Annotated in this window: 15 protein-coding genes and 1 pseudogene; 9 read left to right on the forward strand and 7 right to left on the reverse strand. The window is 50.0% G+C overall.

The features are described 5' to 3' along the window. Positions 1–6: 6 nt before the first annotated feature. The 4 genes from EPE01S_RS19535 to EPE01S_RS23045 all read right to left on the reverse strand — a co-directional run bounded on the left by EPE01S_RS19535 (position 7) and on the right by EPE01S_RS23045 (position 3,126). On the reverse strand, positions 7–1,119 hold the full coding sequence (locus tag EPE01S_RS19535) for a YcaO-like family protein (protein ID WP_255210159.1): 1,113 nt from the start codon (positions 1,117–1,119) through the stop codon (positions 7–9). A 67-nt stretch (positions 1,120–1,186) separates the two neighbouring features. Then, the gene (locus tag EPE01S_RS19540; RefSeq protein WP_062748509.1) at positions 1,187–1,993 is read right to left on the reverse strand and encodes a SagB/ThcOx family dehydrogenase; all 807 of its coding nucleotides are present in this window, start codon (positions 1,991–1,993) and stop codon (positions 1,187–1,189) included. 1 nt (position 1,994) lies between these two features. Continuing rightward, positions 1,995–2,849 carry an McbB family protein gene (locus tag EPE01S_RS19545; RefSeq protein ID WP_062748511.1) on the reverse strand — a complete coding sequence of 285 codons (855 nt, stop codon included), beginning with the start codon at positions 2,847–2,849 and terminating at the stop codon, positions 1,995–1,997. Positions 2,850–2,907: 58 nt separating this feature from the next. Continuing rightward, positions 2,908–3,126, reverse strand: a complete 219-nt coding sequence (locus tag EPE01S_RS23045) for a microcin B17 family TOMM (protein ID WP_072277491.1) — start codon at positions 3,124–3,126, stop codon at positions 2,908–2,910. A gap of 285 nt (positions 3,127–3,411) precedes the next feature. On the opposite strand from EPE01S_RS23045, the gene EPE01S_RS19550 reads away from it, so the two are divergent. Together EPE01S_RS19550 and iraP are read left to right on the forward strand one after the other, a co-directional pair. Continuing rightward, positions 3,412–3,780, forward strand: coding sequence for a methyl-accepting chemotaxis protein (locus tag EPE01S_RS19550; RefSeq protein ID WP_255210165.1), 369 nt, complete (start codon positions 3,412–3,414; stop codon positions 3,778–3,780). A 227-nt stretch (positions 3,781–4,007) separates the two neighbouring features. Further along, positions 4,008–4,355 (forward strand): anti-adapter protein IraP, encoded by a 348-nt coding sequence (gene iraP / locus EPE01S_RS19555; RefSeq protein WP_062748516.1) that lies wholly within the window; start codon positions 4,008–4,010, stop codon positions 4,353–4,355. Between the two features lie 213 nt (positions 4,356–4,568). Here iraP and EPE01S_RS23970 read toward each other — a convergent pair. Further along, positions 4,569–4,793, reverse strand: a pseudogene (locus tag EPE01S_RS23970) (integrase core domain-containing protein); the annotation flags it as partial. Between the two features lie 1,041 nt (positions 4,794–5,834). Here EPE01S_RS23970 and EPE01S_RS19565 point away from each other — a divergent pair. From EPE01S_RS19565 to EPE01S_RS19575, 3 genes are all read left to right on the forward strand, one after another. Then, positions 5,835–6,569, forward strand: a complete 735-nt coding sequence (locus EPE01S_RS19565; RefSeq protein WP_373279691.1) for a tyrosine-type recombinase/integrase — start codon at positions 5,835–5,837, stop codon at positions 6,567–6,569. A 171-nt stretch (positions 6,570–6,740) separates the two neighbouring features. Beyond that, positions 6,741–6,992 carry a type II toxin-antitoxin system Phd/YefM family antitoxin gene (locus EPE01S_RS19570; protein ID WP_255210160.1) on the forward strand — a complete coding sequence of 84 codons (252 nt, stop codon included), beginning with the start codon at positions 6,741–6,743 and terminating at the stop codon, positions 6,990–6,992. After that, positions 6,992–7,315, forward strand: a complete 324-nt coding sequence (locus EPE01S_RS19575) for a type II toxin-antitoxin system RelE/ParE family toxin (RefSeq protein ID WP_062748521.1) — start codon at positions 6,992–6,994, stop codon at positions 7,313–7,315. The genes EPE01S_RS19570 and EPE01S_RS19575 overlap by 1 nt, the downstream gene beginning before the upstream one ends. 814 nt (positions 7,316–8,129) lie before the next feature. Here the strand turns inward: EPE01S_RS19575 and repE are convergent. Continuing rightward, on the reverse strand, positions 8,130–8,873 hold the full coding sequence (gene repE / locus EPE01S_RS19580) for a replication initiation protein RepE (RefSeq protein WP_062748523.1): 744 nt from the start codon (positions 8,871–8,873) through the stop codon (positions 8,130–8,132). A gap of 531 nt (positions 8,874–9,404) precedes the next feature. Between repE and EPE01S_RS19585 the strand changes: the two genes are divergently transcribed. The 4 genes from EPE01S_RS19585 to EPE01S_RS19600 all read left to right on the forward strand — a co-directional run bounded on the left by EPE01S_RS19585 (position 9,405) and on the right by EPE01S_RS19600 (position 12,869). Beyond that, positions 9,405–10,604, forward strand: a complete 1,200-nt coding sequence (locus EPE01S_RS19585; RefSeq protein WP_062748525.1) for an AAA family ATPase — start codon at positions 9,405–9,407, stop codon at positions 10,602–10,604. Between the two features lie 8 nt (positions 10,605–10,612). Further along, positions 10,613–11,584, forward strand: coding sequence for a ParB family protein (locus EPE01S_RS19590; protein ID WP_062748527.1), 972 nt, complete (start codon positions 10,613–10,615; stop codon positions 11,582–11,584). A gap of 218 nt (positions 11,585–11,802) precedes the next feature. Next, positions 11,803–12,120, forward strand: coding sequence for a DUF8534 domain-containing protein (locus tag EPE01S_RS24235; protein ID WP_506256252.1), 318 nt, complete (start codon positions 11,803–11,805; stop codon positions 12,118–12,120). 437 nt (positions 12,121–12,557) lie between these two features. Beyond that, complete coding sequence (locus EPE01S_RS19600) at positions 12,558–12,869, forward strand: hypothetical protein (RefSeq protein WP_062748531.1); 312 nt, start codon at positions 12,558–12,560, stop codon at positions 12,867–12,869. Between the two features lie 872 nt (positions 12,870–13,741). On the opposite strand, the gene EPE01S_RS23980 is transcribed toward EPE01S_RS19600, so the two are convergent. Then, on the reverse strand, positions 13,742–13,975 hold the full coding sequence (locus EPE01S_RS23980) for a hypothetical protein (protein WP_255210161.1): 234 nt from the start codon (positions 13,973–13,975) through the stop codon (positions 13,742–13,744). Between the last annotated feature and the right edge of the window lie 23 nt (positions 13,976–13,998).

Consider the following 13,998-nt stretch of genomic DNA (forward strand, 5'->3'; position numbering starts at 1 on the left):
ATATCCTTATGGAAAGGGAACCATTTTAAACTCTCTGTGTTTTATACCGTTCCCTGCCCTGTAGAGTTTATTATTGATGTTTATTGCCCCTGAGCCGTTCATGTGAAGAAAAAAATCAGGGCTTACTACTTTTGTATACCAGAAGAGATTTTCGCTAGCCCTCTCTCTTGCATAGTAAACAAAGATATTATCAGATATTTTTTCCAGATAGCTCAGCAAGTCATTATCTGAAGGAGGGTTTTCAAGGGAAAGTACGACATCAGATTGACGAAATAGGGTGTTTTCGCACAAATCTGTAAACGACTCATATTTATTGCATGACAAAAAATGGCGCTGATAGTCATCGATGATATCCTCATCGGTATAACCACCAATCAGGAAATTGTGCATACATATATATGATTGCCAGAGTTCCGTTACAGATTTACATAGTGCTTTTTCCATACTATTTGCATAAGAAAGTCCCGTACTGTATTTTATCTGACTGTCTTCATTTGTTGTACCATAAAGGGTCAATACTGCATGCCCCGGCGCCCCCGGGAGGGTGATATCGAAAATTCTGATTTCACCCTCGGATCTGAGAGCTGACATAATCTCATCTATATAATTGATCCCTGTTATAATTTCTCCTGAAATTTCAGTGTTTGCCTGGCCCTGCAACCAGTAAAGCAACAACGACTGTCTTTCCATAAACTCGCACAGGGCACCGTCCATCGCATCGTTTAAATTGCCATGAAAGCTGCATCCACAGGTATCCCTGTCAGGGTAAATTGTCAAATCTGAAGCAGCCGTTATATTGTCAAGAGCGATAATTACCGCTGGAATTTCTTGCTTCTCCAGGCTAAACAGGTTGAAGGCGCGAGTTGTCTTGAATTGGTGGGTTCTGACCACATCTTCTGCCAGTGAGGAAGTCTGAACGAACGCTCGTGTAAAAGCATCTGCGGCGTGCGGAGACATCATGTCATATAAAGTCTTTTCACCGTTCGCGACTATTTCATTAAAAAAATGGCGGCGTTCAAAGTATTCACCTATTGCACCCTGAATTGACTTCATGGTTTCGCCGGCAGCACTGGTTGGCGTAATTCGTTCATAATCCCATACCTGAGAAAAGGTAGGCATATTTCGGTTCAGCTTAGGACTCATTACCATTGTGGCTGGCCATGCGGACATCAGGTTACTGTACACATTAATCATCAATGACATCTCCAAAAAACTGAACAATCACTGGCGTGGCTGTCCTCTGATCCAGGTTCATGGTTTTGGCTACGTATGAATCAGTAAATCCTGCCCATACCCGGTTTTTAAGTCCAATTTTATCGCCAATCAATCCTGCGTTCTGATACATCGAACCCGCTTCCATTAAGGCCATCCTGTAACCTCTGTACCGATATTTAAACAAGGCTTTTTCATAAATGATGCAATAGACAAGGGCAAAATGGGGTCTGCCGAGACGCTCTGCATCTCCACCGGACAGGCTCCGGTAGAGCTCCTGAGTATCACACTCAGCGACCGGCTCTAATGCTCTGCTTAATGGCAGGTAGTGATAAACGTTGGTATCAGTCCGCCAGTTTTCCATGTTTTCTGACAGACGGCATAAAAATACCTCGACCGGATACTGAGCTCCTCCTGAAGGATAAGGGCGCCTTACAGAGGTTATATCAGGTGAGCTGAACGCATTAACAAGCAGCTTTTCAATAATATGAAAAGAATGTTTATTTCTGTCCGAAAAGCCGATTCCGGATGGACATCTCTCATGGCCAAAATGAAGAGCGGGTGAAATATTCACCGCTGAACTGAAACCCGGTCTGAAAAGGACTTCTCTATTTTCAAATTTATCAAGGTGGGCCAGCGGTACTGCAGAAACAAAAGTTCGTTCAGAGAATTCGGGGAGAGAAGCAAAGTTCCCTCTGACATGAAAATCCTTAACAATATCCAGAACTTCTGGATCAGTGTAATGAGTTACTTCTACCAAAGAAAGTTCATGTTTTTTCATTTTACCTCTCCACGCAACCACAAGCCTGCCAGTGAATAACCGGCTCTTTACTCAGAACGCAGGTGATCAGATCTACGCTAACAGAGGCCATGAAGGTATCGACATGAGTTTTCACGAGAGAGGTGCCAACCAGCTCCTGAAGACGCCGCTTTATCAAATGCTGGCTGAACCCTCTTTCTGACTCACTTAACGCCAGAGCTGGCAATGACATTTGGTTATTTTTAAGCAACTGAAGCAGGTTTGCCCAAGACATTTCATTGCGCCTGAAACTTTTTTCTTCCCTGTTTAGCCATCTTTCTATATGGCAGAAATGACAGGGAGTACCGAGAGCTGGTGAATACACCCCATCCATCCTGAATGATTCTTTAAGGTAGTAGCTTTGGATGAAAGAAATACCATGATTATTTTCAAATTTCGTATAAACATCCCGGATAATTTCCGGGTTATAATTTTCAAAGTGCAACCAGATTAACGTCGGGGAAAATAAATCAAAATCAAGTTGTTTTACATCCGTGACGCGCGCAAGTGATATACCATCAGCTTTCCACTGCTCCTGTGCTTCCCGGAAGAGGTGCGGAACATCACTTATTAAAACTACATGTTCCCAGAGAGCCGATGATGTCGTTTTATTCATTACACCCGTTGTAACAAGAAACTCTTTCGCATTTTCTTTATCAATAGCCTCACTATCACATAGTTCGTCCAGGTAGGATTCTGAAATTATCCCCCTCTGTGTTTGCAGGTTTTCGAGGATCTTCTTCATTCCATCATGGGCAATGTCCACTGAAGAAATGTAGGTGATAAGCAGGGTTTTTGTCTTTCTGGAAATTATCTCAAATGGCAGAATATTCAGCATATTAATCCCTTTTGAATATCAGGGGGCACCATGCCCCCTGATCGGTCAGTTCAGCGTGTCAGATATGCGAACCACTCCCACCGCTGCCACCATTTCCTCCACTGCAACCGTTGCTGCAACCGCCACAGCCGCCGCCCTGGCCGCCACTGCTTCCGCCGCCGCCACCGCCTCCACCGCCGCCACCCCCACCAATACCAATTCCTAACGGGGACTGTCGGGAAAGCTTGAGGGCATCTACGGACAGAACTACACCAAATTCAGTCGTGTTTAATTCCATAAGAACTCCTTTATAAGGAAAATTAATACTTATGACATCTGAATCGTGTTGGCCAACAGTAGTTTCTTGCCGTAATTTACCTTGATTGACAATCATAATTTATACTGCAGTAATTCATTTTTTAATTAATTTCTTATAAATCAGAATGTTATATGAATTACTATTATTTTATCTAACACAAATTTACACTAAATTTACAATTGAGGGTGTTTATGGTTAGAATCTCAGACCATTTAATTCATCATAAAAAATTCTTAATTATTTTAAAATTTCTTCTTTTTTTGAATCGCTGACCTCTGTGATGAAGATAAGAACCGGGTATGGCGCAGGCGTAACCCTGAGCGGCAGGCTGACGTCAGAGCAAACGGAGCAGGGACGGAGGGCTATGAAAATATGGCCTTTATGATGGGTAATCTTTCCGGGAGTTCAGCACAGGTTACTGAAAGTATCCGCGTCATCGAGGGCACCGCGTTTCAGCCCCTTATTCTGGCGCTGAATGCCCCCAGAGGGGCCGCCCGGGCAGCAGTCGCGGGCGAGTTGCATAATCCTGCACAACGCAGTTCGGTCGATGCAGGGGCGATAAAGGAATTATCCATGAGGGGGCCGGCTTTGTTAGCGAGGGAACCACTTCAGCTACTATTGCCGTTAACGTGATTGAAAAAAATTTGTTCCGACATCCCGGGTTTCAGTCGTTATGAGCGACATTTCACTGGCCTCAGGTGAACATACCCAGGGGATCATGCAGGACCAGTCAGCATCAGGCTTCTTCAGGTGCAATTGTGGCAATTATCTGAGTATCAACGTGGGAAATTTGCTGAATATGCCAGTAGCAAGGTCTTGCCTGGATCGTTAGAATCAGCTCTTTAACCGGAGCGGAAGATATGAAAAACGTGGTGCTGAGTATGTTGGCCAAAATTTCACATATTGATGCTGATATGAAGCAGCTTACGGCGCGCGTAGAGGCTCAGTCGCTGCTGATAAGCGCGCTTGTTCTGGCGGTAAGCCGGCAGGGCGGCGTAACGGAGATGATCGAAAGCGCTAATAAGGCCATCAACACCGTGATTGACTCTGCTGATTCTGATGAAGTGCTTAAATCAGATGCCGTCATTCTGTTAAGTGAGCTGCAGAATCTGCTGAGTATTTCGAATGCGGTCGATGGTGCTGATGATGAAATCAACCATGAAGGCCTTGATAAACTGTCCGGCGTGACATCCCTGGGCGGACGATAAATTTCAAGGCAGCAACGGTGCGGTTTTAAACACCTTACGGAACGGTGTTGAGCAGACGGTTTCCTTCTTATCAGGACCAGACTCTTGAGGCTGAAATCCAGCCATAAACCTTATCAGCGCCGCCTTTTCTGAAGCATAGCGGGATTGTTTCCTGATAATGGGTATTACCGTTGTGGCCAGACCTGCCGCAAAGATGAGATGCCACGCCCATGCAGTAATGTAAGATCCTTCACTCTCAGAATGACGCTTTCTCCAGCCCGTCGCTAACTGAGACGACTTCTGATAATTCTGTGCAGAGTGCGGGCGACATTCGTTATGATCTCGACGCCATTCACTGAGGACTTTCCTGACATGGCTGATAGCGTTAATCTTGTGTTCATTCAGTGACTCCTCGGGAAAGCGTGCGTTAAAAATCACCATACTCTTTAAAAATGCATTCGGTGGTGCTACAGGTATTTACTGGCCCGACGGGCTGGGAATAAATATCTATAAACGTGGAGAGATGTCAGCCTCAAACTTAGAAGACCTTATTACAGAAGAAATAATAAGGGCAATTACCTCGATTACTCTTTTTAACAGAAATGGCCGGGTTGAAATACATAATGCAAAAAACCGAAAAGCAATACAGACTATTAAAAATGAAAGGGAGAGCTCTGTAGAGATTATTTAGTTATACGAAGTTAAAAACACTGCAGTGCAAGATTCACTTAATGAACTGGCATCAAAAATCAATTATCAAAAATCAGGGCCATGACTGAACAGGCAATTCTTCAGGGTGATTTGAAAATTAATACCGGAATTGAATATGACCTGTTTGGCGGAGAAATACTGGAAATCATTCTTGCTGCCCTGACTCGTTCTCTTTCAACCTGCCATGAAAAAAGCAGTTCCTTGGATATTCTTTCGTCAATTATCATCGCTAATAAATCCGATAGTATACCAGAGTCGAAAGCCATAGAATTAAAACAGGCCATGGCGGGGTTTCGTTCGGTGACTCATGAGCTGCGTGTTGCACATGAGCAGACAGGTTTTTCGCTTAACGATGAAGTCTGGCACCTGAAATTAACCTGTTTCGACGATCCCCGTTATACGTATGTGCTGGCAAAAACAGGAAGCGACCAACGGGGCGCATTAAATGCCTGCTCCGGTATCACCAAAATTTTTTCCAATCCCAGCAAGGCCCCTGCTGCTGTACCTGCAGGTAAGGGCTCCGTCTGCCAGACTCCTTTCCAGCGCCTTTGTGTTTACCCGTATTATACCAAACGGGACGATCGTCCCCTCAGGCCTTGTCCCGCAAGGGTTCCGGGCTTTTCTGGCCGGAAAAGGATCCTTTACCGCCTTTGGATCACCCGCCATACTGTGGGTAAAACCAAATTACGGATCCTTTCTGCGCGATTTATTGCGCTGGCACCTGACGCCCGGCTGCGGGAAAATGACCGTATAAACCCGCAGATCGCGCTACGTGAAAACTTTATGATAATGAGCCCCGTAACCCTGCAGAATTCACCAGAACGCACCAGCGCCCTGAGCATTGCGCCAGGCGTGGATTTTGCGACGGCCATTGCCCTCAGACGAATGGCGACGTCAAACGGCGTGACACCGTTCTACCTGCTGGCGCCGGAGGTGAGCGCCCTCCTCCACTACATGCCTGACAGGCGTCATCATTTTCTGTTCAGCACCCTGTGGAACACCGGGGCCCGCATCGGGGAAGCCTGCAGCCTGCAGCCGGAGTCGTTCGTGCTGGACGGCCCGCGACCGTTTGTGCGCATTCTGTCGGAGAAGGTCCGCAGCCGGCGCGGCCGGCCGCCGAAGGATGCGGTGCGCCTGGTCCCGCTCACCGACCGGGGCTACGTGCATCAGGTGCTGAGCTGGATGGCCACCGAACGCCCGAAGCGCAGGGAGCCCCTGTGGTCAGCCACCGATGAAACCATGCGCAACTGGCTGAAAGCCGCGGTCAGCCGGGCGGCCGCCGATGGCGTACACTTCTCCATCCCGGTGACGCCGCACACGTTCCGCCATTCGTACATCATGCACATGCTTTACCACCGGCAGCCGCTGAAGGTGATCCAGTCACTCGCGGGCCACAGGGACGCGCGCTCGATTGAGGTCTATACCCGGGTGTTTGCGCTGGAGCTCGCCGGCACGCTGGCCGTTCCGTTCAGCGGTGACGGTCAGGATGCGGCGGCCGTTCTGCGCTCTTTACCGCCCGGCTGACCCGTTTCGCAGCCGGAAACCTTACGGCCTGCGTTTTTCTTCATTTTCATGCCCCGCGATCCGGATGGCGTGTCGCGCCGTACTGAAATTAGAAAAGCACCTTTAACAGCTACGAATAAAGCGCTATTATTAGCACATTATTGAAGCTATTCCCTTTCATCCGGAGGATGCATGATCACCGAAAACATTCTGAGCAGAAAAACCGCGTCCATCACCGAGTTCAAAAAGAACCCGACGGCCGCCATGAACGAGTCGCACGGTGAGCCCGTTGCCGTGCTCAACCACAACAAACCCGCGTTTTACTGCGTGCCGCCGGCCATGTTTGAGCTGATGTTCGAGCACGTCAGCGATGCACTGCTTCTGCAGAAAGCGCTCGACAGAGCAGGAGACGAGGAGATCGACGTCGTCTGGGACGACCTCTGATGTCCGGAAAATTTACGGCCACCCTGAAGTTTAAGGCGCTGGCCAAAAAAGAATGGGACGCCCTGAACCCGTCCATCCGGGAAAAATTTGCGAAGGTGCTGAAGAAGCGCGCCGCGTCGTATGACGCGCTGACGATGCCGGCCAACCGGCTGTCCCTGCAGCACAGCTGCTACAAGATAAAACTCAGAAATGACGGATACCGTCTGGCCTACACCGTCACCTCAGACGACGGGGGAAACGTGAGGGTCACGGTCACCGTGGTTGCCGTCGACCGGCGTGACGAGATCTACGAAGACCTGCATAAGCGGCTTGCCGGAAAATAACCGGCGTGCAGCGTCAGCGTTCCCTTTGCCAGGCCACGGTATGACGGCCGGAAGGACTGAATCTTCAGCTGTCGTTTACCCGGTTCTGCTTTTCGGGCCAGCCTGCCGCAGTGCTCTCAGCGTCTGCCCCCTTTTCCCGCTGCGGAAGGATGATGAACGTCGTTTCTTCTGCATCGCCGCCGGCTTACCGCTGTGACAATCTGCCCTCATTGCCTTCAGGCTGCATATTCCCGGTGACCGATCCGCAAAGGTGACAGATTGCCCTCACTCATGAGTGACACCGTCACCGTGGCATCGCTTCCGTCGTCACTGTGACAAACCGCCCTCACGCCCGTCACCCTGTCTGACCAGTCACCCCCGTAGCCTGACTGAATGATGAAGCGTGACAATCCGCCCTCAGGTATTCAGTCAGTATAACGTGTGACAGTCTGCCCTTACCGGCATGATTGTCCGCAGCAGTATGCGGGCATGAACAGTGCCTTTCAGGTCAGCGTTCAAAACTGACCCCGGACTCACGCATCAGGCCGTCCATCTTACCGGAGAGATGTTGTGACAAACCGCCCTCATCCGTTCAGCGGCGATATGTGACAGACTGCCCTCAGACCACCGGGGTACCGGCGAGTGACAGATAAACCTCAGGGCGAAAATCCGGTAGCAGAGGACGGGACGCATTACCGGGTGAGATCAGCCGGAGCCGACAGTCAGAGGTGACAAACTGCCCTGGTCACAGGGTCGCGGGGACAGCAGTGAGAGAGGAGTGGAGGCTGGCGTGGCCGGCGCGAACGGGATACGGCGTCAGTCAGAGGGCAGGTTGTCACACTTCGGTAAATGAAAAGACAACGTGGGTTGTCAGTCGTCCTGCTTTTTTTTCAACGTAAGTGACGCTTAACGGCGTACGGCGGTTGATTTCGTCAACAACCGGGATCAGGAAACGACGGCGGAAATCAGGCATACGGGTGTAACTTTGCGGGAGCTGGTAGCGTTCAATCATCCACTCAATCCCAAGGATGACCGTGCCGTACGTCAGATTACCCCTGTACTGGCACAGCGATTCATACAGGCGCATCGCATAGGGGCTGGTTATCTCCCGGGTTTCCCCGAGGCGGAACTGGGTGAACCTGTTCTGTAATCCTACGAAATAGGGGATGAGATAAGGGTTAAGATGGACGCTGTACACGCCTCTTGCAGGACTGTGGGCGCGCTTGATGAACCAGGGAAAAGACTCATATCCCTTCTCATCACCCAGGTCTTCTTCCGGTTTGTAGAACACGACCTCTTTTCCGACAAAATTTTTCAGGGCGTTACGGATGTCCTTACTGGCTTCAGCCGACGTCAGGCCGAAGGTTTTTGCATAATGCGACACGGCAATTTCGCACTTACCGTCGTGGAAATCTTCACCGCCGGGGGTTTCCGTTCTGCGGATCTGGTCGACAAAAAGATACAGCATCCGCTTCTGATCGCGGGAAAGACTGTAGGCAGCCTCCGTCAGTTCATTTGACTGGACGATGCGCTGTCCCACCTTCCGGGGTTTATCAGCGGTGAATAATTCTGAGGTCATCGGGTGTCGCAGGCTCGGCTTGTGTGACAGAGTATCAGGTTGTCACGGTACAAAAGCCTTGTCAATAACGCTGTGTTTTTACTGATATTTAAGGGCAGTTTGTCACACAGTTGAGGGTGATCTGTCACGGTTACCCGCCGTTTTGAGGGCAGTCTGTCACAGCATAAGGGCAGATTGTCACGTCAGCGGGTCTGCAGGCCGCGCCGGCTCTGGCCTCAGAGGGAGCTAAAAAGGTTTTAAAAAGAATATAAAAAGATCTCTTTAAAAATAACCGCTGTATATGTGGATAACTTCCCACCCGTAATACTGCTAACGCGCCTGCGGCTTGTTCAACCGGCGCCGGCGTCATAAAAGATTTTATGCCGCCGGCGCCGGTTACCCTCTGGATCCTCACCCTCACGTCAGCACACGGTCCTGCCTGACAGTGACCGGTTACCGGGTCAGGCATTTTTTATGCATTTATGTTGATTTTAAGTTCTGTATGCAGGATTATTGTATTAACGTTAAATTTCAGCATAAAGGGACCATTTAATGAGTGCTTCGTCACATCAGTCTGAAAAGATAGCCGTCCGTGCAGGGAAAATGCTGACCGCGCTGACAGAGCAGATCCGGTCGCAGAAGCAGGAACTGCATGAGGACGTTTACTTCCAGGTGTATGCCAAGGCCGCCCTCTCCCGGCTCCCTAAGCTGACCCGGGCCAACGTGGATTATGCGGTCAGTGAAATGGAGGAGAACGGGTACGTGTTTGATAAACGTTCAGCGGGATCTTCAACAAAATACGCCATGAATATCCAGAATATCATTGATATATACCACCACAGGGGAGTCCCCAAATACCGCGACAGGCATTCTGAAGCGTTAACGGTATTTGTCGGGAATCTCAAAGGGGGGGTATCGAAGACAGTTTCAACCGTCTCACTGGCTCACGGTATGCGGGCGCATCCACACCTGCTTTTTGAGGATCTGCGCATTCTCGTTGTGGATCTTGACCCCCAGTCATCCGCCACGATGTTTCTCAATCACACCCGTGCAGTCGGCATGGTGGAAGCGACCTCCGCGCAGGCCATGCTGCAGAACGTCTCGCGTGAAGAGCTGCTCAGTGATTTTATTGTGCCCTCGGTGGTACCCGGCGTGGACGTCATCCCCGCCTCCATCGATGATGCCTTTATCGCCTCAGAATGGACGTCGCTCTGCAGGGAACATCTTCCCGGTCAGAATCCGCATGCCGTGCTGCGTGAGAACATTACGGACAGGCTGAAATCTGACTATGATCTCATCTTTGTCGACAGCGGGCCGCACCTTGATGCCTTCCTGAACAACGCTATCGCCGCTGCAGACGTTCTGATGACGCCGGTTCCTCCCGCACAGGTTGACTTCCATTCCACGCTCAAGTATCTGACCCGACTCCCGGAGCTCGTCAGTATCATTGAATCATCGGGCTGTGAATGCCGGCTGCGGGCAAACATCGGCTTCATGTCCAAGCTGTCGAACAAGGCCGATCACAAAATGTGCCACAGCCTGGCGAAAGAGATTTTCGGCGGCGACATGCTGGACGTTGCGCTCCCCCGGCTTGACGGCTTTGAACGGTGCGGAGAATCCTTTGACACGGTGATATCAGCGAATCCGGCAACCTACGTGGGCAGCAGCGAGGCGCTGAAAAATGCCCGGCTTGCCGCGGAAGACTTTGCCAAAGCGGCGTTTGACCGCCTTGAATTTATACGAATGAACTGAGGTGCTTGATGAGTAACAAACGCAGAACGATCGGACGGACATTCAGTGCGCCTGTCGTCAGCAGCGACCCGGAGACAGGGGGTTTTCAGCAGGTGTTCACCCTGTCATCCGGCAGGAAGGTGCTCTTCAGCCGCGTGACCGTTGATGCCGGTGACCTCGCCGCCGCGACGTATGTGGTGCAGGAAAATAACGGACGCGATCAGTCTGCCCTGACGCCCGAATCGCTGAAGGATATTACCCGGACCCTCAGGCTTCAGCAGTTTTTCCCGGCTATCGGCGCACGCAGTGAAAAGGGCATCGAAATCCTGGACGGTTCCCGCCGCCGTGCGGCTGCCCTGATTTGCCGGTGCGGGCTGGACGTTCTCGTTACCGACGAACCCCTGACCCCGGCAGAGGCGAGGGCGCTGGCGAAGGACATACAGACGGCCCGGGAACATAACATTCGTGAGGTGGGGCTGCGTCTGCAGACGCTTAAAGCCACCGGCCTGTCACAGAAAGAGATAGCCGAATCGGAAAACCTGTCCCAGGCAATGGTGACGCGTGCCCTGCAGGCCGCGAGCGTCTCCGCAGAGCTGCTGTCAGTGTTTCCCGTTCAGGCCGTTCTTTCATTTACTGACTACAGGACACTGCTGGCCAGTGAAGAGATCCTTTCGGGGAAAGGAACAGGGCCTGAAGAGCTCCTTGCGAATCTTACTGATGTGCTGAGTGACATACGCAATGACACAACCCTGGCGGAAGATGAAGTTAAAAATAAGCTGATTGCAGAAATCCGTAAAGAAGCGCTGATTATGGGTGTGCCTTCGTCACGCGACAAAACCGTGACCACGACATTGTGGCAGTTCGGCGATAAAAACCGGTATGCCCGCAAGAAGACCAAGGGGCGAGCGTTCAGTTATGAGTTTAACCGTCTGGCACCGGACGTTCAGAGTGCGCTGGATGACGCCATTAATAAGGTGCTGGCTTTACATCTGAATAAATAGATCTCCTCCAGCCATATTTCACATCTAACGCTATGAATTATTGATTCTTTATCTGGAGATTTCACGCTGAAATCTCCATGTTAAGTGGCAGTGAACAACTCACTTTCCTGTAAAAAGCTCTGCAATCCTGTTTCTTTCTCCACTGCGATTTATCCTGTAAGTTACTGTAATAAATGGATTTTAAGCGATAATTTCACATTGAAATCTCCCGCTGATTCATGAGAAAACCTGCCTTGAAGCTGATATCCAATAAGACTGTTCCATCTCTTTTTGAAAGAGAGCTCCATCCTTATGAGCGTGAGGCTGTCTTCAACGTATCTGGACAGAAAAGGAATTTCAGTGACTCAGAGAAAGGGATTGCCCTCTGCATTATTGACGAGATGCAAACAAATCATCTTCTGCTCCAGTGTGACTGCAGGGACAATGTCCCCGTACTGAGTACCTTTAACAAGGGCTGTTTTCTCAGAAAGGTCTCGCATGGTGGTTTTCACGCGGTCAGTTGCCCCCTCTACCTGCTCAGGAGCCGAACAATTTAGCTTCGGCTTCTGAGCAGGGTTGACCAGCTCATCAAGCTCAACTGAACGGGAAATTTCTCTGACGGCGCTTTCAATATGTTCAGCGTTCTGCCGGATGATGACAATCTCTTTACCGGCCTTGCGCATCAGGGATATGCCCTGTCTCGTATTTTCACGACTGATATCTGTGCCCAGGAGAACCCCCTGGCCATCTGATGATTACCGCAGTCAACCCGCCCGGTTTCTTCTGCCGTGCCGCTGAAACTGTCCTTTTTTGTGTTTGCCCTTCTCTCAGAAAATATCATTGAAAACTCAGGTTACTCACTGATGATACAGAGTGATGCTGTCAGCTTACTGTGCACAGGGGGGGCCTCAGTCTCGTGGGGGCTCTGATATGTTTTGATCGACCCTGCCTTTTTCAGTTAAGTTATCAGGCCAACTTTTGCAGGAGAAGAGCAATGATTGTAAGGACATGGCACGGATGTGTACCACTTGAATACGCTGAGGATTTTGCTTCACATCTTGAATTAACCGGAGTGAAACATTCTCAGGGGATTGAGGGTAACAAAGGTGCTTTTGTAAAAAGAATGACTCAGGGAAGCTGGGAACATTTTTTCCTTGCGACATATTGGGCAGATATTGAGGCAGTCAAAGCTTTCGCCGGTGATGACTACCATGTGGCTGTCACCTACCCCGACGATGATAAATTTTGCTTGTTATCGGATCCCTATGTTTTTCAGCATGAAGTGGAAATTATTCATTCACTTTGAGTAAACGAATAAGCAGCCTGGTTTCCTGGTTGCTTATTCCGCTCTTTGAAGACCTCTTATCCAGCGGTCCACAGCGAAAAAGAACTCCCGGTTTTAACCATTTTTTATTCCTTAAGCCCCCTTTGACTGCGCGCATCACAATGCCGTCCACGACATTTCAGCTGAGCTTGAGCTGTTTTCTGACATTACCCACCTTGCTGACTTTCAACCATGAGCGAACAAAGGTTTTGTATAACAGCATGTAGCGGCTGACTGGCTCCGCCCCGGGAATTTGCAGTGTCCGGGGAAACCGCGCCTGAGGCAGTCAACACCAGGGAAGGCCCGCGGGCTTCTTTCCCCCAAAAAAACAACATCCTCATCCCGGGTGTGTAACTGGCTTCTTTTTACGTCCTTTATCAGTGATCCACGCTCTGTTCTGGTTCCGGGAGGTGCTTTCTGTACCCCGGATTAATTATCCACAGAAACAGGGGATAAGTGTGGGGATGGAATGTATAACCTCACAAAGATGACGCAGGGCATCCCATAATAAACGGTGTCTGCCTGTGCATCTTCTTTACTCATCGGGCACTTTGCAGCCTGAAATTGCGTACAAGGTCGGATTTACGCGGGAAGCAGAGGTAAAAGGCACGTAAATGCATTACTGAAAGCACTGGTTGGGATTTGTCGAAATTGAAGTCAGCAGTGCAATGTAAGATCCCAAAAGCCATGGCTGTGAGCCCCGGTCGTGGAAATCAAAGACGTTAATTTTGGTCATTGGCAACCGAAATAAAGGGCATCATTTTTCTGCAAAGATGCTCCCTTGCTGCCGGCGAATTCCAAAATGTTGCTCCAGAGCTTTCCACCCCGACGCTGTCACTTTCAACGCTCTTGATTTACTTGAGTGGTTCAGCCACTAAAGCCTCCAGCATAGCGGTACCAAGAGGCCCTGCGAGGTGATACTGTCGCTCGGTCCAGTCGAGGCACATTCGGTTATTTCCTGCGCGATCTGCACTGATTTCCACGCCTTGCTGTTCAAACCAGTGATGCCCCTGAACAGTCAGTACGTACTGTTGATCTTCCTGCATGGCAATCAGTCCGCGGCTGAGCATCCCCTGCGAAATGACCACGCCGATTTGCCCGGCTAAATGAT

Source organism: Erwinia persicina NBRC 102418 (genome assembly GCF_001571305.1).
Taxonomy (GTDB): domain Bacteria; phylum Pseudomonadota; class Gammaproteobacteria; order Enterobacterales; family Enterobacteriaceae; genus Erwinia; species Erwinia persicina.